Origin of the sequence: Pedococcus bigeumensis (genome assembly GCF_006438965.1) — a bacterium.
Taxonomy (GTDB): Bacteria; Actinomycetota; Actinomycetes; order Actinomycetales; family Dermatophilaceae; genus Pedococcus; species Pedococcus bigeumensis_A.
The window spans coordinates 732,716-755,727 of sequence record NZ_RCZM01000001.1 but is presented as its reverse complement, the minus strand read 5'-3'; the positions used below and the strand labels follow the sequence as shown (position 1 = coordinate 755,727).

Genomic DNA, 23,012 nt, shown 5'->3' with positions numbered 1-23,012 from the left:
GTCAGGAGATGGCGGCCTTCACGAGCGCGATGACCTTCTTCTCCACCGCAGGCGTCCACTTCTGGAGGGCGTACGACGTCGCCCAGATGTCACCGTCATCGAGGTTGGCCTCATCCTGGAAACCCAGCGTCGCGTAGCGGTACTTGAACTTCCCGGCGTTCTGGAAGAACAGGACGATCTTGCCGTCCGCGTTCGCGTAGGCGGGCATCCCGTACCAGGTCTTGGGCACCAGGTCTGGAGCTGTGGCAGAGACCGTCACATGCACCCGTTCTGCGAGCGCGCGATCCTCCGCGTCCATCGCCGCGATCCCGTCGAGCAGCGCCTGGAGGCCGTCAGCCGCCTTGGCCCCCTTCTTGCCTTCGGCACGCAGCTCGGCGGCGCGCCCCTTCATCGCGGCACGCTCCTCGGCGCTGAATCCATCGGGCTGGGTAGTGGTGGTGGCCTTTTTCGCGGGCATCTCGGGTTCCCTTCGTGAGCGTGCGGACTCGGCATCGTGCCGGCCTTCGTCGAAAGGTTAGGCCGGACCGGTCAGTGGGCGCTTCTCGATTCCTGACCGGCTGGATTCGCACGGCTACGGTCGTCAGCCAGGGTCGGTCCCGGCCGAGCTGGCGTCCGCGGGCAGCTCACCAGCGAGCTCGCTGGCGAGGGCGTCCGGAGCGCGCATCCGCCAGGCGTCCGTCACGAGCTCGCTGAGACGGTCGACCCCCACCTGCGCCAGACGCAGCATCACCAGCGGGGCGTTCAGGTAGCCCGGCGCCGTGAAGAAGAGGGTGGGCTCGCCGAGGAGCAGCGCCTGCTTCTCGTCCTCGTCACCGACGTAGAGCACCGCGATGTCCGTCCGGATCACCCGGAGCTTGCCCGGCCGTCGCTCGGGGTAGGACCAGACGAATCCCCTGTCCCCCACCCGGAAGTCGAAGCCATCGCTGGGGACCTCCACCACGTGCGGCAGCGAGGTGGCCAGTCGGCGCACGTCCTCGGCATCAGCCACGGGGGTCCTGCCCCGACCACACCGCGTCCATGGGGGAGAGGCTACGACGGATGCGGTAGCTGGTCGACGGAGTCGCACGCCAGTGCAGCCAAACGTGGGTGGCGCCAAGCGGGGCAACCACATCGCAAGATGTGGCCCACGGCTCTTCTGCTGCGGGCCGGCCGGGAGTAGAGTGAAGGCGCTGCCCCGGACCCTGGTTGCGACTGTTAACCGTCCGGGGCTGTGCGCATCCCCCGGAACCAGTTCGCAACCCGCGGCAGGTAACCGTGTCGCCCCTCCCTTCCGCCCCCGAAGGTCGAGGGGCGCGCGCATGGGAGCCGGCACGGAGCGGTGGTGTGTCGGTGCCGGGTGAGAGGCTGTCCTTCTCATGGCAGCGGATGTCCTCGATCGCTTCTCCCCCGCCACCGCCGAGTGGTTCCGGGGATCCTTCAGCGCGCCCACCGCCGCCCAGGCGGGCGCCTGGGACGCCATCAGCTCGGGCCGCCACGCCCTCGTCGTGGCGCCGACCGGGTCGGGCAAGACCCTGTCCGCGTTCCTGTGGGCCCTCGACCGGCTAGCCGCCGAGCCTCCTCCCGCCGAGAAGATCAAGCGCTGCCGGGTCCTCTACGTCTCGCCGATGAAGGCGCTCGCGGTCGACGTGGAGCGCAATCTGCGTTCACCCCTCGTCGGCATCGGGCACGCGGCGACCCGGCTGGGCCTCACGCCGCCGGACATCACCGTGTCGGTGCGCTCCGGCGACACCCCCGCCAACGAGCGCCGCGCGTTCGCCCGCACACCCACCGACGTGCTCATCACGACGCCCGAGTCACTGTTCCTCATCCTCACCTCGCAGGCGCGCGAGGCGCTGGCCGGCGTCGAGACCGTCATCCTCGACGAGGTCCACGCAGTCGCCGGCACCAAACGTGGCGCCCACCTCGCGCTGTCCCTCGAACGCCTCGATGCGTTGCTGGACAAGCCCGTTCAGCGGATCGGACTGTCTGCCACGGTCGAACCCGTCGCCGAGGTCGCCCGCTACCTGGCCGGCGGCCGACCGGTCGAGATCGTGCGCCCGCCCTCGACCAAGGAGTGGGACCTCGAGGTCGTCGTCCCGATCGCGGACATGTCCGCTCTGGGCGAGGTCATCGAGGACGACCTGTCCGGACCCGCCTCCGGGGCCGAGCGCCGGGCCTCGATCTGGCCGCACGTCGAGGAACGCATCGTCGACCTCATCGCCTCGCACCGCTCCACCCTCGTCTTCTCCAACTCCCGACGCCTGGCCGAGCGGCTCACGGCCCGACTCAACGAGATCTGGGAGGAGCGGCTCGAGACCATGCGCGAAGCGCGCGGCGACGATCCCCCTGAAGCGAGCACGCGGCATACCGGCAACCGCACCCCGGCCCAGGTGATGGCGCAGTCGGGCGCCTCGTCCGGGGCACCCGCGGTCCTCGCCCGCGCGCACCACGGCTCGGTGAGCAAGGAGCACCGCCAGCTCATCGAGGAGGACCTCAAGGCCGGGCGGCTGCCCGCGGTGGTCGCGACCAGCTCGCTCGAGCTCGGCATCGACATGGGCGCGGTCGACCTCGTCATCCAGGTCGAGTCCCCGCCGTCGGTTGCTTCGGGACTGCAGCGCGTCGGCCGCGCCGGTCACCAGGTGGGGGCGGTGTCGAGGGGCGTGTTGTTCCCGAAGTTCCGTGGCGACCTGGTCCAGACCGCCGTGGTGGTCGAACGCATGCGCGCGGGCGCGATCGAGTCGTTGCGGGTCCCCGCCAATCCCGTCGACGTCCTCGCCCAGCAGATCGTGGCGATGTGCGCCCTCGACGAGTGGACCGTCGACGAGCTCGAGACCGTGGTCCGCAAGGCCACCCCGTTCGCCTCGCTGCCGCGCTCGATCCTCGAGTCGGTGCTCGACATGCTGTCGGGCCGCTACCCAAGCGACGAGTTCGCCGAGCTCCGCCCGCGCATCGTGTGGGACCGTGTGACCGGCGTCCTCTCCGGGCGCCCGGGCGCACAGCGCCTCGCCGTCACCTCCGGCGGCACCATCCCCGACCGTGGTCTGTATGCCGTCTTCCTGGCTTCCAGCGAGGGTGCCGGTCGGCGGGTGGGTGAGCTCGACGAGGAGATGGTCTACGAGTCGAGGGTCGGCGACGTCTTCACGCTTGGCACCTCCACGTGGCGGATCGAGGACATCACCCACGACCAGGTCCTCGTGACGCCGGCCCCGGGTCTGCCCGGGCGGCTGCCGTTCTGGAAGGGCGACCAGCAGGGGCGTCCTGCCGAGCTCGGGCGGGCCGTCGGTGCGTTCGTCCGCGAGGTGGTCGGGCTGTCCCCCGCCAAGGCCCGCGCCCGGGTGACCGCCGCTGGGCTCGACGAATGGGCGGCCGACAACCTGCTGTCCTACCTCGCCGAGCAGCAGGAGGCGACCCGCCACGTCCCCGACGACCGGACCATCGTCGTCGAGCGGTTCCGTGACGAGATCGGCGACTGGCGAGTGGCGGTGCACTCTCCGTTCGGTGGCCAGGTGCACGCACCGTGGGCGCTGTGCGTCTCCGCCCGGATGCGCGAGCGCTACGGCGTCGACGTGCAGGCGATGCACGGCGACGACGGGATCGTCTTCCGGCTCCCTGACCTCGAGTTCGAGGACGAGGGGTCCGGCAACCGCGGGGTGGGTGCGGAGCTGCTCGAGCTGGTGCGGCTGGAGGCCGACGACGTCCACGACCTCGTCACGTCCGAGATCGGTGGGTCAGCCCTGTTCGCGGCGCGGTTCCGGGAGTGTGCCTCGCGCGCGCTGCTCCTGCCCCGTCGGCGACCCGACCGTCGCCAACCCCTGTGGCAGCAACGCCAACGGGCGGCCCAGCTGCTCGAGGTGGCCAGCCAGTACGCCTCCTTCCCGATCGTCCTGGAGACGGTGCGCGAGTGCGTCCAGGACGTGTTCGACGTGCCCGGTCTGACGGCCCTGATGCGGTCGATCGAGTCCCGCGAGGTCACCCTCGTCGACGTCGAGTCGTCGCAGCCCTCTCCGTTCGCCCGGTCGCTGATGTTCGGCTACGTCGCCCAGTTCCTGTACGAGGGTGACTCCCCGCTGGCCGAGAAGCGCGCTGCCGCCCTGGCGCTCGACCCGACCTTGCTGGCCGAGCTGCTCGGGCGCGGTGAGGGACTGTCCCTACGCGACCTGCTCGACCCGGAACAGGTCACCCGCACCGAGTCCGAGCTCCAGCGCCTGGTGCCCGAGCGCGCCTGCCGCGACGCCGAGGACGTGGCCGACCTGCTCCGCGTCCTGGGTCCGCTGCCCCTCGACGAGATCGTGCGACGGTCGCAGGAGTCGTTGGCGCGCAACGAGATCGGTGCCTGGCTGGTCGACCTCGAAGGGGCGCGACGCCTGATCCGCGTCCGCATCGCCGGCCAGGAGCGCTGGGCCGCGATCGAGGATGCCGGCCGGCTCCGCGACGCCCTGGGCAGCTCCCTGCCGGTCGGCATCCCGCAGACCTTCCTCGAGTCGGTGCCCGACCCGCTCGGCGACCTCGTTCGCCGCTATGCCCGCACGCATGGTCCCTTCCCTGCTGCCGCCGTCGCCGCCTGGTGGGGCGTCGGGCCCGCCGTTGCCCTCGATGCCCTGCGTCGGATGGTCTCCACCGGTCGCGTCGTCGAGGGTGAGCTGCTGCCCACCGAGAACGGCGGCGGGCTGCACGGCCTCGACTACTGCGACGCCGAGGTGCTCCGACTCCTGCGTCGCCGCTCGTTGGCCGCCCTGCGCGCCGAGGTCGAGCCCGTCCCGGCCGTCGAGCTGGCCCGGTTCCTGCCGCAGTGGCAGTCCGTCGGTGGTGGCCTGCGCGGCCGCGAGGGCCTGGTCCGTGCCGTCGAGCAGCTCGCGGGCGCCGTCCTGCCGGCGAGTGCCGTGGAGAGCCTGGTCCTGCCCACCCGCATCGTCGACTACTCCCCCGCCCTGCTCGACGACCTCACCAGCAGCGGCGAGGTTCTGTGGCGCGGCCACGGGTCGCTTCCCGGCGACGACGGTTGGGTGTCACTGCACCTCGCCGACACCGCCCACCTGACCCTGGCACCGCCGTCCGACCGCGCGCCCAGTGAAGGCGAGCAGGCCATCGTCGACGCCCTGGCCGGTGGCGGCGCCTACTTCTTCCGCACCCTGGCCGACGCCGTCGGCAGCACCGACGACGAAGCCCTCCTGGCCGACCTCTGGGCGCTCGCCTGGGACGGCCGGGTCAGCAACGACACGCTCACCCCCTTGCGGGCGTTGCTCGCGGGTGGCAGGACCAGCCACAAGCGCAACCGCCCGGGCCCCCGCACCACCCGCTATGCCGGTCGGCGCGGCTCGCTGGGTGCCCTCTCCGGCCAGCGTGGGCTGGGGCGCCCGACGGTGCCCACCCGCAGCGGACCACCGGCGGGTGCCGGGCGGTGGTCCCTCCTGCCCGAGGTCGAGCAGGACACGACCGTCCGCGCCTACGCCACCGCAGAGGTGCTCCTCGATCGCTACGGCGTCGTCACCCGTGGTTCCGTGGTGGCGGAGGAGGTGCCGGGCGGGTTCGCCGGCGTCTACCGCGTCCTGGCCGCTGCCGAGGAGTCCGGACGGGTCCGACGCGGCTACTTCGTGGAGTCGTTGGGTGCCTCGCAGTTCTCCACCACCGGTTCCATCGACCGGCTCCGTGCTGGCTCCCGTCCCGTCGGCGACGAGGCCGACCGGTCCGTCCCCGCGATGGTGCTGGCCGCCACCGATCCGGCCAACGCCTACGGCGCGGCGCTGCCCTGGCCGGACCGGGCGGTCGCACCGGACGACGCCAGCCCCGACGACTCGGTGAGCGCACGGTCATCGGCGGCGCCACCATCAGCGGCAGGGTCCTCAACCGCGAAGGTGCCGGCAGGAAAACGCGGTCACCAACCGGCGCGCAAGGCCGGAGCGCTGGTCGTCCTGGTCGACGGCGAGCTCGTCCTCTACGTCGAGCGCGGTGGCAAGACGCTCCTGTCCTGGACCGACGACGAACAGTCGCTGCAGAGCGCCGCCGACGCCTTGGCACTCGCCGTCCGCGAGGGTGCGCTGGGACGGCTCACCGTCGAGAAGGCCGACGGCGGCGCGGTGCTGGGCTCGGGTCACCCGCTCGCGTCGGCGCTGGCCAGGGCCGGGTTCCACGCCACGCCCCGCGGGCTGCGGCTGCGCCGGTGAGCGCCGCCCATGCCTGAGGGCGACACCGTCTGGCGGACCGCGCAACGACTGGACAAGGCGCTCGCCGGCGGCCAGGTCATCGTGTCTGACCTGCGGTTTCCCGAGGTCGCCACGACGGACCTCCGAGGCACCACGACGCTGGAAGTCGTCAGCCGGGGGAAGCACCTGCTGCACCGTTTCGACAACGGCCTCACGCTGCACTCACACCTGCGGATGGAGGGCCAGTGGCGCGTCGAGGCGCCGGCCGACGCTCCGCGGTGGTTGCGGCGCGAAGACCTGCGTGCCGCGGTCGGCACCGCGAACTGGACCGCGCTGGGGCTGCGGCTCGGCATGCTCGACCTGGTCCCGACGAGCGCCGAGGGCACGCTCGTCGGCCACCTCGGACCCGACGTGCTCGGCAGCGACTGGGACCAGACCACCGCGATCGCCAACCTGCGCAGCTCCGGCACCACCGTCGCTGCCGCCCTGCTCGACCAGCGCAACCTCGCGGGCATCGGAACGCTGTGGGCCAGCGAGTCACTCTTCCTGAGCCGGGTGGGGCCGTGGACACCGATCGCCGACGTGGGCGACCACGACCTGCGTGCGGTGGTCGCCCGAGCGCACGACCTGCTCAGCCAGGCCCGGCACCATGCGGTCCAGTCCAGCACCGGGATCCGGCGCCGTGGTGAGGAGTCCTACGTCCATGCCCGTTCCGGACGTCCGTGTCGGCGCTGCGGAACCACGGTGCGGGTCGCGATGATCGGCCCGCCGACCCGCGAACGCACGATGTTCTACTGCCCCGGCTGCCAGGGCGGCGTGGGGCCCACCGACGACGGACGCCCGCAGCGCCCACTCGGCGCGACGGCAGGTCGTTCTAGCGGCCGCACCACGGGCTACCGCCGCAACTGACGTCCTCGTCGGACTCAGCCAGGTCGCAGGTCAGGTAGAACGGGACGTCAGGCTGCGGACGCGGAGACCATCGCGGTCGCGGGGAGCGGCAGCGACACCGGCGCGGTCAGCGCCTCGGTCTCGGCAACCCGCTCGGACACCTGGCCAAGCACCTGGGAGAGCGGCAGGCGCAGCGCGCCACAGATCGAGGCGAGGAGCTCCGAAGAGGCTTCCTTCTCACCGCGCTCGACCTCGCTGAGGTAACCGAGCGAGACGGAGGCGGCGGCCGAAACCTCGCGGAGGGTGCGTCCCTGCGACTGGCGCTGCTCGCGGAGCACGTCACCAAGTTCACGACGAAGCAGAATCATGACGCCTCCATTCACTGCTCGATTGCCGGTTCGTAGGCACCAACGGTACCCCGAGGTCCTGACGCTGCGCGCGCAGGAATCGCAGAACACGCGGTACGACAGCATCAACGGTCCAGGGGGTGAGAATCTTCCGTCCCACCGACCACACCAGCCACCAGCTCCAGCACGCGGGCCACCGTCTCCCGCCGGATCGACGCACGGTCCCCCGTCAGGGCCAGCTCACGCACGACCACCTCGTCCTCGAACGCCACGGCGACGAACACGGTGCCCACCGCTCGCCCGTCCTGGGGCTCCGGCCCTGCGACACCCGTGGTGGCGACGCCCACGTCGGAGCTGAGCACGCGGCATACCCCGGCGGCCATCTGGCGGGCCACCTCGGCCTGGACCGCACCACCGGCGGCGAGCAGGTCGGCGTCGACCCCGAGGACCTGCGCCTTGAGCTCGGTCGCGTAGGCGACCACGGAGCCCCGCACCACTGCCGAGGCGCCCGGCACGTCGGTCAGGGCGGCGCAGACCAGGCCGCCGGTGAGCGACTCGGCGGTGGCAATGGTTCGCGAGGCTGCGACCAGCGCGGCCACCACCTCAGGCGCGGTGCTCATCCCTGGCGGGCGGCTCGACGCGCGCGCTTCATCGCCGAACGCTCACTGGTCTGCCTCAGACGCAGCGCTTTGACCGCGATGTCCAGCCCGGTCACCACGGTGACGACGACGGCGAGACCGAGGATGACATCCGCCACGAGGGTCCAGGTGTCCGCTCCGGCGAACGAGGCGAGCGGCAGGGTGAACAGCAGCAGCCCGAAGAACTGCAGGGCAGTCTTGACCTTCCCGCCGCGGCCGGCCGGCATCACGCCGTGGCGGATGACGAAGAACCGCAGGACCGTCACGCCCCACTCGCGCACCAGCACGACGACGGTGACCCACCACGGGAGCTCGCCGAGGACCGACAGGCCCACGAACGCCATCCCCATCAGGGTCTTGTCGGCGATCGGATCGGCAATCTTGCCGAAGTTCGTGATCAGGCCGCGCCGTCGGGCAAGGTCTCCGTCAACGCGATCGGTCGCCGTCGCGAAGGCGAACACGGCCGCGGCCGTCCAGCGCATCGCCGGCCGGTCGCCCCCGTCAAGGAGCAGCAGCCAGCCATAGACCGGGACGAGCAGGATCCTCGTGACGGTGAGGGCGTTGGCGATGTTCCAGGAGCTCGGCGCCGGCACCGCGACGGGCGTGGCTGCCGGGTCGGGAGCCGGTGCGGACTCGCTCAGCATGGCTCGGCCAGCAGGTCGATCCCCTCGGTCCCGGTGACGACCGCCCGCACGATGTCGCCCACGGCGACGTCGGGGAACTGGGTGGGGTCGAGCATGGTCACTCCGTCGACGTCTGGCCCCTGGTGCGCGGCCCGGCCCACGACGGACGTCTCCTCTTCGTCATCCTCACCGTTGGGCACCGACTCGATGAGCACGTCCACGTGCTCGCCGATGCGTTCCTCTGCGCGCTGGAGGTTGAGCTCCTCGATGAGGGCGGTGAAGCGCGAAACGCGCTCTGCGACAACGTCATCAGACAGCTTGTCGGCGTAGGTCTCGGCCTCGGTGCCATCCTCGTCCGAATAGCCGAACACGCCGACGACGTCGAGCCTGGCTGTCACGAGGAAGTCCTCGAGCTCGGTGAGGTCGTCCTCGGTCTCGCCCGGGAACCCGACGATGACGTTGCTGCGGATGCCGGCCAGCGGCACGCGCGCCCGCACCTCGTCGAGCAGCCCGAGGAAGGCCTCACGCCCGCCGAACCGCCGCATCGACCGCAGCAGGGTGGCAGAGGCGTGCTGGAACGAGATGTCGAAGTAGGGCACCACGCCGGGCACGGAGGCCATCGCGTCGAGCAGGCCGGGTCGGATCTCGGCCGGCTGCAGGTAGCTCACCCGCACCCGCTCGATCCCGGGGACGGCCGCGAGGTCGGGCAGGATCTTCTCGAGCAGACCGATGTCGCCGAGGTCCTTGCCGTAGGACGTGGAGTTCTCGCTGACGAGGAACAGCTCCTTGACGCCGCGCTCCCCCAGCCACCGCGCCTCGGCGATGATGTCGTGCGGGCGCCGCGAGACGAAGGCGCCGCGGAACATGGGGATGGCGCAGAACGCACAGCGCCGGTCGCACCCGCTGGCGATCTTGAGCGGGGCCCACGGACGGCCGTCGAGACGGGCCCGGATCACGCGGGGCCCTGACGCGGGGACCGGTCCGTCGATGGTGACGTCGACCGGCGCCGTCGACAGCGGCTCCGACGACGTCTGCTCGGGGGACGTGGGATCAGTGGGGATGCCGTGTCCCGGCAGCGCGACTCCAGCGGACCCGCCCTGTCGCTGCGTCGGCGACAGCGGGAGCAGCTGGCGGCGGTCGGACGGAACGTGCGAGGCCGGCTTGTGGCCGTCGAGGACGGCGCGCAGGTGCGTGGACATGTCGGCGTAGGAGTCGAACCCCAGCACCGCATCGGCCTCGGGCAGCTCGTCGGCCAGCTGCTGCCCGTAGCGCTCTGCCAGGCAGCCGACCGCGACCACCTTCTGCGTCTTCGAGTGCCCCTTGCGCGCGGAGGCCTCGATGAGCACGTCGATCGAGTCCTTCTTGGCCTGTTCGACGAAGCCGCAGGTGTTGACCACGGCGACGTCAGCATCGTCGGCGTCGTCGACGAGCAGCCACCCCTCGGCGGCCAGCCGACCGGCTAGCTCCTCGGAGTCCACTTCGTTGCGGGTGCAGCCCAGGGTGACCAAGGCGACGCTGCGCTGAGCCGTTGAACTGCTCTGTGCCGTCGAACTCATGGGCTCCACTCTAAGGGTGGGTAGCGTGGCGCCATGACCGCGACAGCCGATGCGACCACCGCCCGGATCAGCGCCCTCCTCGAGCGCCACCCCGTCATCGACGGGCACAACGACCTCCTCTGGGAGGCCCGGCAGCAGGTCGGCTACGACTTCGACCGCCTCGACATCGAAGCCGGGGGCACCCCGACGCACACCGACCTGCCCCGGCTCGTGCAAGGAGGTGTGGGTGGCCAGTTCTGGTCGGTCTTCGTGCCCGCGTCGCTCGCGGGTGACGACGCCGTGAGTGCCACCCTGGAGCAGATCGACGCCGGCCACCAGATGGTGGCGAGGTATGCCGGCCAACTGGCTTTTGCCCGGACCGCGGACGACGTCGCCGCCGCCTGGGAGTCCGGACGCATCGCGTCGCTGCTGGGCGCCGAGGGTGGCCACTCGATCAACAACTCGCTGGCGACCTTGCGGATGCTGCACGTCCTGGGTGTGCGCTACATGACCCTGACGCACAACAGCAACGTCGACTGGGCCGACTCCGCGACGGATGTGGCTGTCCACCAAGGGCTCTCGGCCTTCGGTGTCGAGGTCGTGCGCGAGATGAACCGGATCGGGATGCTCGTCGACCTGTCCCACGTGTCCCCTGACACGATGCGCGACGCGTTGCGGGTGGCCGAGGTGCCGGCCATCTTCAGCCACTCCTCGGCCCGAGCGGTCTGCGACAGCCCGCGCAACGCGCCCGACGACGTCCTGGAGCTGCTGCGCGACAACAACGGCGTCTGCATGGTGACCTTCGTGCCGACCTTCGTGAGCCCCGAGGCGGCTGCCTGGCGTCAGGAGCTGAACGACGTGGCCGCGGCCCAGGGCATCACACCCGCCGACGCGGATGCCTACTCGACGTTCTACGACGCCCACGCCCTCACCCACCCCACGCCCAAGGCCACGCTCGCCGACGTGGTGCGGCACATCGAGCACGTCCGCGAGGTGGCAGGGGTCGACCACGTCGGCCTCGGCGGCGACTACGACGGGGTGGCGACCCTGCCCGAAGGGCTCGAGGACGTCACCGGCTACCCGCGCCTGCTCGCGGCCCTGGCCGACCGCGGCTGGTCCGACGACGACCTCGGCAAGCTCACCAGCGGCAACATCCTGCGGGTGATGCGGGACGCGGAGGCGGGCGCAAAGGAGCTGCAGCAGCAACGCGGCCCGAGCCTGGCCACCATCAAGGACCTCGACGGCCAGCAGGCCTCAGTGGACCAGCCGTCATCCGAGGACCAGCCGGTCTCCGAGGACCCGCCAGCGACGGCCTAGTTGCGCCAGCGGGTGATGGTCAGGCCCACGACACGAGCGATGATCAACGCGACGTACATGACGCCCGCGACCTGCTCGATGATCACGACCGACCGCGCGAGCGGCAGCACTGCCGACACGTCGGAGAGCCCGACGCTGGTGAGGTTGGCGAAGGACAGGTAGAGCAGCTCGAGGAAGGTGCGGTGCCCCTCGCCCTGGAAGGCGGTGAAGGACCCCGGATAGACCACCTGCACCGCCATGAAGAGGTGGGCGAACATCCAGGACACGACGGTGAAGTTCGCCCCCACCGCGAAGATCTCGTCGCGAGTCACCCACGAGTCGTCGAAGAGGTAGCGGATCAGGCCGTAGCCGGTGTAGCCGTAGAACGCCGCGTGCAGGATCGCCGACCAGAAGACCACCTGATCGTTGGCGGGGACGAACCCCTCCGCGATCGTGAGCGCCACGACCGGCACACCCAGCACCACCGCGACCCACGTCAAGGCGGGCGTCGCGCGCACGGCATACACCGCGATGGAAAGCACGAGGACCCCGAAGACGCCGATGAGCGTGCGCCCCAGCGGCGTGTCTCCCGCGAAGGGGTAGGCGAGCACCTCGAGCAGCTGGGCCACGAGGAGCACCCCGCTCGGGTGACCCTTGACCGCCTTGAACCAATCGCGCATGACGAACACCCTAGGGGTGCGCCGCACACCACCCGCGCGTTGCGACAGCAGGCGCGGGGTATGCCGGGTGGCCGGCGTCGTGCCGCGTCAGGCGGTGACGACCTCGACCCGAAGGGTGCGCGCGGCGACCACGGCGGCGAGGCTGGCGGTGACCGCCATGACCAGCGCCATCGGCACTGCCGAGTCCGAACCCATTGCGCCGATGAGCGGAGCGGCCGCACCACCGATGACGAACTGCGACGCCCCGAGCAGCGCGGCGGCGGTGCCGGCGGCCTCACCGTGACGAGTCAGCGCCAACGCGGGGGTGTTCGGCAGGGTCAGGCCGCACGCGAACAGCAGGAACCACAGCGGCACGAGGATCATGGTCAGCCCACCGATGCCGGTGGCTGCCGACGCCAGGAGAACCAACGCGGCCACGGCACCGATCGACACGCCCGCCCGGACCAGCTGGCGCGGCGCGAACCGCTTGAGCAGGAACGGGTTCAGCTGCGAACCGGTGAGGAAGCCCAGCGAGTTGAGACCGAAAGCCAGCCCGAACTGGGTGACGCTGAGGCCATAGATGTCCTGCAGCACGAACGACGAGCCGCCGATGTAGGAGAACAGGGTGGCGAACATCAGGCCGCTGATGAGGACGAGCCCGACGAAGGTTCGGTCGCGCAGCAGCATGCCGTATGTACTGAGCACCGGCCGGAGGGCCAGGGCCCGCCGACGCTCGACCGGGAGCGTCTCGCGCAGGGCCAGACTCGCCAGCGTCACCATCAACGTGCCCGCGACCGCGAGGATGACGAACACGCCACGCCACGAGGTGAGCTGGAGGATGAAGCCACCGAGGGTCGGAGCCAGCACCGGCGCCAGCCCCATCACGAGCATCAGGCGGGACAGCATCGTCGCTGCAGCCGACCCCGCGAACAGGTCGCGCACCATCGCCATGGAGACGACGGCGACCGCCGCGTTGCCGAGACCCTGGATCACGCGTCCGACGGTGAGCAGCTCGATGGTCGGGGCGAACGCGCAGAACACCGAGGCCGCAATGTGCAGGGCAAGTCCGGCGATCAGCGGGCGGCGGCGACCGACGGCATCCGCGAGGGGGCCGACGAGCAGCTGGCCGAGGCCCATCCCGAGCAGGATGCCGGTCAGGGTGCCCTGAACAGCCGACTCCGACGCCGCAAGGTCGCGAGTGATGGACGGCAGAGCGGGCAGGTAGGTGTCGATGGTCAGCGGGCCGATCGCGATCAGTGCGCCGAGGACGAGGACGAAGCGGACGTAGGAACGCCCCGTGGGGGCGTCCGGTGCGTCGGGCGTCCTGACGACGGGTCGGTCGCTGGTCGGCGTCGCGGTGGTGCGGTGCGTCGGGGTGTTGGTGGGAGTCGCAGCGGTGGCGTCAGTGAGGGTCTCGGGGGCGGCAGTCACCCTTGCGCAACGACAGGGGACACGCGATCTATTTCATCCCGTGTCCCCTGTCTCAGCGTTTGTCGACCCCACCACCCGTCCTCGTCCGAGGCAGGTCAGTCCCGAGGGGTCACTCGCGGCCGGTGAGGTCCCACGCGTCCACGGACGCCTCGACCTCTTCCCGACCGGCCAGGCCCCTGGCCACCGGGTCGTTGTCATAGCGCGAGTCCGGGGCGTACCCAGGTCTGTAGCCGGCCGGCATGACGACCTCGTCGGTGTGCTCGACGCCGGCGTCGGCCGCACCTGCCGCCTCTCCGTCGAAGACCGGCTCGATCTCGGCCACCTCGTCGCCGCGCATCAGCGCCAGCGTCATCGGCAGGTCGTCGAGCTTGATCAGGACGTCACGCGCCTTGGAGCCCTCAGACGGCCCCACCACGCCGCGGGACTCCAGCAGGTCCATCAGCCGCCCGGCCTTGGCAAACCCGACCCGCAGCTTGCGCTGCAGCATCGAGGTCGAGCCGAACTGGGTCGTGACGACGAGCTCAGTTGCCTGGAGCAGCAGCTCGAGGTCGTCGCCGATGTCGTCGTCGACCTGCTTCTTGGTCGCGACGACAGTGACGTCCTCGCGGTAGCTCGGCTTGAGCTGGCCGGTCACGTGCTTGACGACCTGCTGGATCTCGGACTCGGTGACCCAGGCCCCCTGGACGCGCATCGTCTTGGAGGACCCCATCGGCAGGAACAGCGCGTCGCCCTGGCCGATCAGCTTCTCGGCGCCCGGCTGGTCGAGCACCACCCGGCTGTCGGCCAGCGACGAGGTTGCGAACGCCATCCGCGACGGCACGTTGGCCTTGATCAGACCCGTGACGACGTCGACCGACGGTCGCTGGGTAGCCAGCACCAGGTGGATGCCGGCCGCGCGGGCGAGCTGGGTGATACGGACGATCGACTCCTCGACGTCGCGGGGGGCGACCATCATCAGGTCGGCGAGCTCGTCGACGATCACCAGCAGGTACGGGTACGGGTGGATGACCCGCTCCGAGCCCGGCAGCGGCTTGACCTTGCCGGCCTTGACCGCCTTGTTGAAGTCGTCGATGTGCTTGAACCCGAACTGCGCGAGGTCGTCGTAGCGGGTGTCCATCTCGCGCACCACCCAGGCCAGCGCCTCGGCGGCTTTCTTGGGGTTCGTGATGATGGGGGTGATGAGGTGCGGGATCCCCTCGTATGCCGTGAGCTCCACTCGCTTGGGGTCGACCAGGACCATGCGCACCTCGTCGGGCGTCGCCCGCATCAGGATCGAGGTGATCATCGAGTTCACGAAGCTGGACTTGCCAGCGCCGGTGGCGCCGGCCACGAGCAGGTGCGGCATCTTGGCGAGGTTCGCGATGACATAGCCGCCCTCGACGTCCTTGCCGACGCCCATGACCATCGGGTGCTCGTTGCCGCGCGCCGCCTGGCTGCGCAGCACGTCTCCGAGGCTGACCTTCTCGCGGTCTGCGTTCGGGATCTCGATGCCGATCGCCTTCTTGCCCGGGATCGGGGACAGGATGCGGACGTCGGCCGACGCGACGGCATACGCGATGTTCTTGGACAGGGCAGTGACTCGCTCGACCTTGATGCCGGGGCCGAGCTCGACCTCGTAGCGGGTCACGGTCGGACCACGCGAGAAGCCGGTGACCTGCGCGTCGATCTCGAACTGGTCGAGCACCTCGGTGAGTGACTCGACGACACGGTCGTTGGCGGCACTGCGGGTCTTGTGCGGCGAGCCTGGCTCGAGGAGTGCGTTGTCAGGCAACGTGTAGGTGATGTCGCCGGCCAGGGCCAGCTGTTCGACGCGCTGCGGAAGCGGGGTCGTGGGAGGCGCTTCGAGAGCAGCCTTGACCTCGATGGCCGGACCCCTGACCGGGGCGGTCGATGCGGTCGGCTCACCGGTCGCCGAGGGAGCCAGCACGCCGGGCGAGGTCGGGCGCTTCTCGCCGGGGCGGAACCGACGACCGTCGGGCGCGACCAGGGCGGCTTGTTCGAAGGCCTCGTCGCCCTCGAGCGGGCCCTCGGGATCGATCACCCGGCGACGTCGCTTCGGCTTCTCCTCGGCGGCCACGGCGAGCGGGTCGGTCTCGGTGTCGACGGACCCCCGGTGCAGGAGGTGGTCGCGCAGCTCTGCCAGGCGGGTCGGGATCATGTGGACCGGCGTCGCGGTCATCACGAGGAGGCCGAAGAAACCGAGCATCAGCAGGATCGGCACGGTGCCATAGACGGAGACCGCAGCCTCCAGCGGGCTGGAGGCGAGGAAGCCGATGATGCCGCCGCCAGCTCGCATCGCGTCAGCACCCCCGGGAGGGGTCGGGACCCCCGCAGCCACGTGGGCCAGACCGGAGGCGGCGAAGGCCAGCGCACCGAGGCCGACCCCGATGCGCGAGTTCGCCGAGTCCTCCTGCGGTGCGCGCAGGAACCGGATGCCCAGGAAGAGGAGGGCCAGCGGCACGGCATACGCGACGACGCCGAAGGTGCCCGCCACGATCGCGTGGATCACGTCGCCGATCGCACCATCGAAGGCCCACCACTCACGGGCGGCGACCACGATCGACAGGCCGATGAGCGAGAAGCCGATCCCGTCGCGGCGGTGCTCCGGCTCGAGGTCCCGAGCGCTGCTACCGACCCTGCGGACCGCTCCGCCGGCGACGTGGGCCATGCCCATCCAGGTGCCCTTGACGGCGCGCACGGGCAGCGGCAGCCCACCCCCGCTGGTCTTGCCGCGTGCGGGGGACTTGCGGGGTGCGCTGCTCTTGCGGTTGGCCGGGCGGGTTGCAGTGCCCCGGCCACCGGAGGAGCGCGTCCCCGCGTTGGATCGAGTCCCTGCGCTTGATCCTCGCGAAGAGGACGGACGTGTCGCCATGCTCCGCAGGCTACGCGAAGGTCACACCGGAAACACGCGTCACACGCGTATCACCGCTGGCAAAGTCCTGCCCATGGCCGGGGTGGCTGGCCGGACGCCGGCTGCGCCATCGGTCTGGCATCAGCCGAACGGCTGATGCCAGACCACGAGTTCGGACACGAAATGTCCGCTTGAACGCGCGCGTGGGGAGGAGGTGCCAGCCTTGCGGCTGCGCTGGCCTTAGCGGCCTGCTTGCGCACTTATCGAATGTGGCCGTCTGGCAGGGGAAATTCATGCGCAAGTTCGCGTCCGTCGTCATTGCAGGGCTCTTGGCAGCGCTGCTGACACCACTGGGGCCGATCTCGCCGGCCAGTGCTGCGCCTGCAGCCCCTGCGATCACCACGCCGGCGGCGGGAGCGTCGAACCCCGACAACCCCGTTCTCGGGTGGAACGCCACGAGCGGTGCGGTGAAGTACGACGTGCAGGTTTCGCCGAACAGCGACTTCTCCGGCACCCTGTCGTTCACCCAGACGACCGCGAACACCAAGGCCACTCCCCCGAACGACCTTCCCGTCGGCGACTACTACTGGCGGGTCCGCGCCAGTGACGGCGCGAACGCCTCCGGGCCCTTCGCCCAGTCGACCTTCACCAAGGAGCCGCGCAACGCACCCGCCGCGGTCTCGCCCGTCGACGGGGCCTCGTTGGTCTACCCGGCAGACCCGCTGTTCTTCCAGTGGAACGCACTGGCCGGCGCCAAGGGCTACGAGATCCAGATCGACGACGACGCCCTCTTCGTGGGTGCCCCCGCGCCCATCGCGACCACGAACCTCAGCTACGCCCCCACCACCCCGCCGGTCTTCGGCAACACCTTCTGGTGGCGGGTCCGGGCCAAGAGCAGCACCAGCGTCTACTCGCAGTGGTCGACCCCCCGGTCCTACAGCATGGCGTGGGGCGCGGTACCCGTGACCCTCGTGTCGCCGCCGAGCACCAACACCCCGTCGATCGAAGAGGTGACCCTCGACTGGGCACCCATGGCCGGGGCTGCCTACTACGAGATCCAGGTCAGCCCGGACGCGAACTTCAACAACCCTGTCGTCCGCGGGGCGGACAACACCCGTGGCCGCAAGGTGGTGTCGACCCGGTTCTCCGACAACGACATCACGGCCGCCGATGCTCTCAACTTCCCTGCCGGCGCGTACTACTGGCGGGTCCGTGCGATGAGCACCGCCCAGACGGCCGAGCCCGGGCCCTGGTCTGCGACCTGGACCTTCACGCGATCCTGGCCAGCCACCTCGACGGACGAGGTCGCCCTGCCCAACGGCACGCTCACGGCGCCGAGCCCCAGCCCGCAGGTCACCCTGATCGCCCCGACCGACCAGAACTACAACCTGACCGAGCCGCGACTGTCGTGGACCCCGCAACGAGGGGCCTCGAACTACGAGGTGCGGTTCAGCTCCGACAGCGCGTTCTCCCCTGACCGCGTCGCGAGCTGCTTCACCAACCACACCACCCTCACCCCGTTCTGGCGGGTCCTGCCGAACACGAGCACCACGTGCCAGCCGAAGAACGCCCTCGGCGAGCTGATCGTGCGCCCCGGGGTCGTGGCCTACTGGCAGGTCCGCGCCCTCGACGGCCCTGAGTCGCCGGCGACCAACGGCCAGTTCACGACTGGGCGGTCCTTCCTGTACGAGCAGCCTGGCCTCACCACCCTCAGTCCCGCGAACGGACAGACGGTGACCGTGCCCATTCTCAAGTGGAACGGCGCGACCAACATCGCCCTGTACAAGGTCACCCTCCAGGCGATCAACCCGCCGCCGAACGTCACCTGCGCCACGGTCACCGCCTACACCTACAACACGACCTACGTGCCTGAGATCCTCGATTCCAAGTGCTCTGAGTGGCAGTGGACCGTCCAGGGCCTGGAGGACAACAACAACTCCAACTTCAACGACGGGCAGCCCACCCGGATCCCGCTCGGTGGCTGGCGCACCTTCACGTGGAACCGCCCGACCGGCGTCGCGTCCTCTCCCTCGCCCGTGACGACCACGGCGATCGCGGCGTACCTCCCCCCGCTGATGACGTGGCCGGCTGTCACCAACGCCACGACCTACCAGGTCTACTTCTCCCGCCACGGCGCGAACTCCTTCTCGGCAGTGACGGCCACGGGAACCAACGCGACCGCCTATGCCTACACGGGAAGCCTGACCTCACCCCTTGGTCGCCTGCTGTCGACGGGCGACTACGACTACTTCGTCCGCGCGAACACCACCGCCGGCAGCGTTGACTCGCCGCTGGGCACCTTCCACATCCAGACGCTCCCCGGAGCCACGCTCACCGCCCCCACGAACTGCCCCCTCAACTCGTGCACGTCCGTGGAGTACGACACCCCCACCTTCAAGTGGAACCCCGTCCCCGGGGCCGGGTTGTACATCCTGTACCTCGCCACCGACCCTGACTTCACCAACATCACCCACGAGTTCCGGACCGATCACACGCAGTTCACGCCCGCCGAGTCCCTGCCGGACAGCCAGGCCGGCCAGGCCACCTACTGGTATGTGCGGTCCTGCTACAGCCCGGCCGAGTGCGGCACCTTCGACAGCACGGTCTTCCCTGACGCCCGGGCGTTCCGCAAGCAGTCGGTAGCGGTCACCACGGAGTCCCCCGTCAGCGGCTACCAGGAGACCACCGGTGAGGTCCGCTTCGCTTGGAAGGACTACCTGTTCGCCAACCAGGTCAAGGGAGTCACCCAGGAGGCCGCCTGGTACCAGGTCCAGGTCTCCACGACGGAGAACTTCACCAACGTCATCGAGACCAGTCCCAAGGTCGACTCGACCGAGTACACAGCCGACCTGAAGACCTATCCCGACGGCCCGTTGTACTGGCGGGTCCAGGCGTTCGACAACAGCAGCAACCCGCTGACCTTCAGCACGCCGATCACGTTCTCGAAGAAGCTGGCCGCACCGACAGGGCTGACGCCGACGGCCAACACGATCGTCGCCTCGGCACCACTGTTGGAGTGGGACGCGATGGCCTACTCGGGTCAGTACGAGGTGGAGATCTACAAGAACCCCGGCGATGCCCTTTCGCCGACCAACCGGGTCGCCTCCATCACGACCCGGTCGACCAGCGCCATCCCGGTCACGCCCCTGACTGCCGGCCAGTACGGCTGGCGAGTCCGTCGCATCGACCCCAACGGCCTTGCCGGCTCCTGGTCCGCGGAGGTCAACACGGCGCTGTCGACCTTCACGGTGCAGGCGGCCAAGCCAGTCCTGGTGAACCCGACGCAGGGCTCCACCGTGAGCAATGCCTCCCTGCTGTTCTCCTGGACCACCGTCCCCGGCGCCACGCGGTACAAGGTGGAGGCAAGCTCGAGCGACACCTTCTCGGGCCTGATCGAGAACGTGACGACGGACATGACGTCCTGGGCGCCTGGGCAGCTGAGCCCGGCGTGGCCCAACGGCACCATCTACTGGCGGGTCACGGCCCTCGACTCGGCGGGCGCCGCGTTGGCGACCTCGGTCCGTGGGTCCTTCACGCGCGACCGCAGCACCTCTGGCGAGCTCACGGCCGTTGCTCCCTACCGCGTCCTCGACACCCGCAGCCAGAACTTCCCACTGGGTGAGGGCCAGAGCCGAGCGGTCTCGGTCGTCGGTGGCGCAAGTGGAGTGCCGACGACCGGCGTCTCGGCCGTGGTGCTGAACGCCACCGTCACCGGGCCGACCAAGGCGTCCTACCTGACGCTGTGGCCGGCCGGCACGACCAAGCCGACCGTCTCGGCGCTCAACTTCGTGGCGGGGCAGACGGTGGCGAACCACGCAACCGTTCCGGTCGACGCCTCCGGTCGTATCTCGATGTACAACAACCGCGGCTCGACCCACGTGATCCTCGACGTGGTGGGCTACTACTCCAACGGCACCCTGCCTCGCGGTACCCGATACACCCCGGCGGGCTCCCCGACGCGTATCGCTGACACCCGTGGTGGCGGTGGCCAACCGGCCAAGCCCCTCGCGGGTGGCGAGGCACGCGTGATGGAGGTCGCCGGCCTCGGCGGCGTCCCGGCCGATGCCAAGGCCGTCGTCATGAACGTCACGGCCGTGTCCCCCACCAAGGAGGGCTACTTCACGGTCTACCCCGCGGGCGGCACCCGGCCGACGGCCAGCAGCCTGAACTTCAAGCCGAACGCGACCGTGCCCAACCTCGTGACCATGCCGCTCGGCACTGGTGGCGACGTGACGGTCTTCAACTCGGCTGGGAGCACACACCTGCTCATGGACGTCGTGGGTTGGTACCTGGCCGGTGACCCGGCTCCGGGTACCCGGATGAGCACCGTCACCCCGACCCGGATCGCCGACACGCGCGGCGCGGAGGGGCCACGGCTCGGTGCAGGCAGCATCAGGTCGTTCCAGATCCGCGGCAGGGCCGGCATACCGAGCACTGCGGCGGGTGTGATCCTCAACGTCACGATCGTGGCACCGGGCGGTAGCGGGTATGCGACCGTCTTCCCGAGCGGGAACGCTCTGCCCACGGCGTCGAACCTGAACTACACCGACGCTCAGACGGTCTCCAACCAGGTGATTGCCCGTATCGGCAGCGACGGCAAGGTCAACGTGTACAGCCTGCGGTCCGCCGACGTCATCCTGGACGTCGTGGGGTGGCTGGGCTAACCAGCGAGGTTCGAGGACAGCGGCACACCACGGGCCGGTCACGGGCGCAGCTGCCCGTGACCGGCCCGTTGCTGATCGTCCGAACGGCTGAGTTGCGCTCCCCGATCGGGCAGTCAGGGCAGGTAGCCCTTACCAAGGCACTGGCCGGGTGGGAGGCTGAGCCTTGCGTCTGGCGGGGCCTGCGCCGACGACCAGAGATGGTCGTCGGCGCAGGCGCGCATCTGGGGGACGGTGCGCGGGACGGCCATCGGCCGACCACCGCCAGACGGCACACCCCGCGGGGCCTGACTGGGGCGGCCGGTCATCTCAGATGACGGGAACCCCCGACCACCTACTGGATCACGAGCAGCAGCGGCCCTACCCTCGGACACAGGTCATGAGTGTCAGCGCGAAGCCCCGGCTTGCTGACCAGCAACCCTCCTCCGCGGTGGGGTGCTCCGGGTGACGACCGGGCCGTCTGCGTCTGCAGCCGGCAAGCGCGGACTCGTGAGCAGTCTCTCGGGTCCCACCCGGACCAGGAGCTGTACCCCATGTCGATCGCGAGCACCCCGCCCCCCGCCTTCCGCCGGACCGCCCCGTTGGCCCACGCCCGCACCCAGACCCACCTCCGGCCGGTCCCCGACGCCAGGTCGCTGACCGGGGCGAGGTCGCTCGGCGAGGTGGGCACCCTCCCCAGCGTGGTGTCCGAGTCCCTGCTCGTGCCGACCCTGGACGGCGCCGTCGACTACGCCAACTTCGACCACGCCGCGTCCACCCCGGCCCTGGTCAGCGTCAAGAAGGCCGTCGACACCGCGCTGCGCACCTACTCCTCGGTGCACCGGGGCAACGGCTGGGCCTCCCGCGTGACGTCGGCCTGGTACGAGCAGGCCCGGGCCGAGGTGCGGTCGTTCGTGGGAGCGCGCGAGGGCGACGAGGTCGTCTTCACCCGCAACAGCACCGACTCTTTCAACCTGCTCGCGCGCTGCCTGCCGCGCGACACGCAGGTCTTCGTCTTCGAGACCGAGCACCACGCGGCGCTGCTCCCCTGGTCGGCGCGCAGGACCCACCGGCTGCCCGTCCCCGGCAGCGTCGGCGACGCGAAGGTGCTCCTGCGAGCCGCCCTGCGCGACCACCGCGGCCGGAACAAGCTCGTTGTCCTCGCCGGCGCCTCCAACGTCACCGGGGAGATCTGGCCGATCCGCGAGCTGGCCGCGATCGCCCGCAAGGCCGGTGCCCGGGTGGTGCTCGACGCCGCCCAGTACGCGCCGCACCGCCGGGTCGACCTCGACGACCTCGGTGTCGACTACGTGGTCCTGTCGGGCCACAAGCTGTACGCACCGTTCGGCACCGGTGTGCTGGCCGGTCGCGCCGACTGGCTCGACGCGGCGGCGCCCTACCTCGCTGGCGGCGGGGCCACCAAGTCCGTCACCAGCCGCGGTGTCGTCTGGCAGGAGGGGGCCGCACGCCACGAGGGTGGCAGCCCCAACGTCATCGGCGCCATCGCCCTGGCCGCCGCGTGTCACGCCCTGCGCACCCACGCCGAGGCGGTCGAGGAGCACGAGCGCACCCTGGGCCGGCGGCTGCTCGACGGGCTCGACGCCATCGACGGCGTGCAGACCTACTCGCTCTTCACCCCCGACCACGAGCGGGTCGCCGTTGCGACCTTCACGGTCGACGGCGTCGACTCCTCACTGGTGTCCGCTGCGCTGTCCGCCGAGCACGGCATCGGGGTACGGGACGGCAAGTTCTGCGCTCACTTGTGTGTCGACGCACTGCTCGACGACCCGTATGCCGCGGCATCCACGACCGCCGTCCGCGCGAGTGTCGGACTGGCCACGACCGCCGAGCACGTCGAGCGACTGCTCGCCGCGGTGGCAGAGCTGGCCGAGCACGGCCCGCGCGCGGAGTACGTCCACGGGTCGCAGGGCTGGTTGCCCGTGAACGACCCGCGGGCGCTCGACCTCGCCCGCCCCTGGTAGCCG

The 23,012-nt window shown here is 70.4% G+C and carries 14 protein-coding genes and 1 riboswitch; of the genes, 5 read left to right on the top strand and 9 right to left on the bottom strand.

Annotation, left to right across the window (positions count from 1 at the left end; all coding sequences use genetic code 11):
* Position 1 precedes the first annotated feature (1 nt).
* Positions 2–457, bottom strand: coding sequence for an iron chaperone (locus tag EAH86_RS03400; RefSeq protein ID WP_140737171.1), 456 nt, complete (start codon positions 455–457; stop codon positions 2–4).
* Between the two features lie 123 nt (positions 458–580).
* The gene (locus EAH86_RS03395; RefSeq protein WP_140737170.1) at positions 581–988 is read right to left on the bottom strand and encodes an MmcQ/YjbR family DNA-binding protein; all 408 of its coding nucleotides are present in this window, start codon (positions 986–988) and stop codon (positions 581–583) included.
* A 367-nt stretch (positions 989–1,355) separates the two neighbouring features.
* Here EAH86_RS03395 and EAH86_RS03390 point away from each other — a divergent pair, with 367 nt between their 5' ends.
* Together EAH86_RS03390 and EAH86_RS03385 are read left to right on the top strand one after the other, a co-directional pair.
* Entirely contained in the window at positions 1,356–6,140 is a 4,785-nt protein-coding gene (locus EAH86_RS03390) for an ATP-dependent helicase (RefSeq protein WP_140737169.1), read from the top strand.
* Positions 6,141–6,149: 9 nt separating this feature from the next.
* A complete protein-coding gene (locus tag EAH86_RS03385) occupies positions 6,150–7,028 on the top strand; it encodes a DNA-formamidopyrimidine glycosylase family protein (RefSeq protein ID WP_140737168.1) in 879 nt (292 codons plus the stop codon).
* Between the two features lie 47 nt (positions 7,029–7,075).
* Here EAH86_RS03385 and EAH86_RS03380 read toward each other — a convergent pair whose 3' ends face one another.
* From EAH86_RS03380 to rimO, 4 genes are all read right to left on the bottom strand, one after another.
* The gene (locus tag EAH86_RS03380; protein WP_140737167.1) at positions 7,076–7,375 is read right to left on the bottom strand and encodes a helix-turn-helix domain-containing protein; all 300 of its coding nucleotides are present in this window, start codon (positions 7,373–7,375) and stop codon (positions 7,076–7,078) included.
* 104 nt (positions 7,376–7,479) lie between these two features.
* Positions 7,480–7,974 carry a CinA family protein gene (locus tag EAH86_RS03375; RefSeq protein ID WP_140737166.1) on the bottom strand — a complete coding sequence of 165 codons (495 nt, stop codon included), beginning with the start codon at positions 7,972–7,974 and terminating at the stop codon, positions 7,480–7,482.
* The gene (locus EAH86_RS03370) at positions 7,971–8,636 is read right to left on the bottom strand and encodes a CDP-alcohol phosphatidyltransferase family protein (RefSeq protein ID WP_140737165.1); all 666 of its coding nucleotides are present in this window, start codon (positions 8,634–8,636) and stop codon (positions 7,971–7,973) included. The genes EAH86_RS03375 and EAH86_RS03370 overlap by 4 nt, the downstream gene beginning before the upstream one ends.
* A complete protein-coding gene (rimO, locus tag EAH86_RS03365) occupies positions 8,630–10,171 on the bottom strand; it encodes a 30S ribosomal protein S12 methylthiotransferase RimO (RefSeq protein ID WP_140737164.1) in 1,542 nt (513 codons plus the stop codon). The genes EAH86_RS03370 and rimO overlap by 7 nt, the downstream gene beginning before the upstream one ends.
* Before the next feature lie 33 nt (positions 10,172–10,204).
* On the opposite strand from rimO, the gene EAH86_RS03360 reads away from it, so the two are divergent.
* Complete coding sequence (locus tag EAH86_RS03360; protein ID WP_140737163.1) at positions 10,205–11,467, top strand: dipeptidase; 1,263 nt, start codon at positions 10,205–10,207, stop codon at positions 11,465–11,467.
* Here the strand turns inward: EAH86_RS03360 and EAH86_RS03355 are convergent.
* The 3 genes from EAH86_RS03355 to EAH86_RS03345 all read right to left on the bottom strand — a co-directional run bounded on the left by EAH86_RS03355 (position 11,464) and on the right by EAH86_RS03345 (position 16,408).
* Positions 11,464–12,126, bottom strand: a complete 663-nt coding sequence (locus tag EAH86_RS03355) for an ion channel (protein ID WP_140737162.1) — start codon at positions 12,124–12,126, stop codon at positions 11,464–11,466. The genes EAH86_RS03360 and EAH86_RS03355 overlap by 4 nt on opposite strands.
* Before the next feature lie 87 nt (positions 12,127–12,213).
* Positions 12,214–13,536, bottom strand: a complete 1,323-nt coding sequence (locus tag EAH86_RS03350) for a multidrug effflux MFS transporter (protein ID WP_140737161.1) — start codon at positions 13,534–13,536, stop codon at positions 12,214–12,216.
* Positions 13,537–13,645: 109 nt separating this feature from the next.
* On the bottom strand, positions 13,646–16,408 hold the full coding sequence (locus EAH86_RS03345; protein WP_140737160.1) for an FtsK/SpoIIIE family DNA translocase: 2,763 nt from the start codon (positions 16,406–16,408) through the stop codon (positions 13,646–13,648).
* A gap of 272 nt (positions 16,409–16,680) precedes the next feature.
* Between EAH86_RS03345 and EAH86_RS03340 the strand changes: the two genes are divergently transcribed.
* A complete protein-coding gene (locus EAH86_RS03340; protein WP_140737159.1) occupies positions 16,681–21,051 on the top strand; it encodes a hypothetical protein in 4,371 nt (1,456 codons plus the stop codon).
* Between the two features lie 372 nt (positions 21,052–21,423).
* Positions 21,424–21,536, top strand: a riboswitch (SAM riboswitch).
* A gap of 45 nt (positions 21,537–21,581) precedes the next feature.
* On the top strand, positions 21,582–23,009 hold the full coding sequence (locus EAH86_RS03335; protein ID WP_140737158.1) for an aminotransferase class V-fold PLP-dependent enzyme: 1,428 nt from the start codon (positions 21,582–21,584) through the stop codon (positions 23,007–23,009).
* The last annotated feature ends 3 nt before the right edge of the window (positions 23,010–23,012 follow it).

Coding starts and splice junctions, on each gene's coding strand:
- EAH86_RS03400 (WP_140737171.1), bottom strand. CDS start 457: ATGCCCGCGAAAAAGGCCACCACCACTACCCAGCCCGATGGATTCAGC.
- EAH86_RS03345 (WP_140737160.1), bottom strand. CDS start 16,408: ATGGCGACACGTCCGTCCTCTTCGCGAGGATCAAGCGCAGGGACTCGA.
- EAH86_RS03335 (WP_140737158.1), top strand. CDS start 21,582: ATGTCGATCGCGAGCACCCCGCCCCCCGCCTTCCGCCGGACCGCCCCG.
- EAH86_RS03340 (WP_140737159.1), top strand. CDS start 16,681: ATGCGCAAGTTCGCGTCCGTCGTCATTGCAGGGCTCTTGGCAGCGCTG.
- EAH86_RS03370 (WP_140737165.1), bottom strand. CDS start 8,636: ATGCTGAGCGAGTCCGCACCGGCTCCCGACCCGGCAGCCACGCCCGTC.
- EAH86_RS03360 (WP_140737163.1), top strand. CDS start 10,205: ATGACCGCGACAGCCGATGCGACCACCGCCCGGATCAGCGCCCTCCTC.
- EAH86_RS03390 (WP_140737169.1), top strand. CDS start 1,356: ATGGCAGCGGATGTCCTCGATCGCTTCTCCCCCGCCACCGCCGAGTGG.
- EAH86_RS03375 (WP_140737166.1), bottom strand. CDS start 7,974: ATGAGCACCGCGCCTGAGGTGGTGGCCGCGCTGGTCGCAGCCTCGCGA.
- EAH86_RS03355 (WP_140737162.1), bottom strand. CDS start 12,126: ATGCGCGATTGGTTCAAGGCGGTCAAGGGTCACCCGAGCGGGGTGCTC.
- EAH86_RS03380 (WP_140737167.1), bottom strand. CDS start 7,375: ATGATTCTGCTTCGTCGTGAACTTGGTGACGTGCTCCGCGAGCAGCGC.
- rimO (WP_140737164.1), bottom strand. CDS start 10,171: ATGAGTTCGACGGCACAGAGCAGTTCAACGGCTCAGCGCAGCGTCGCC.
- EAH86_RS03385 (WP_140737168.1), top strand. CDS start 6,150: ATGCCTGAGGGCGACACCGTCTGGCGGACCGCGCAACGACTGGACAAG.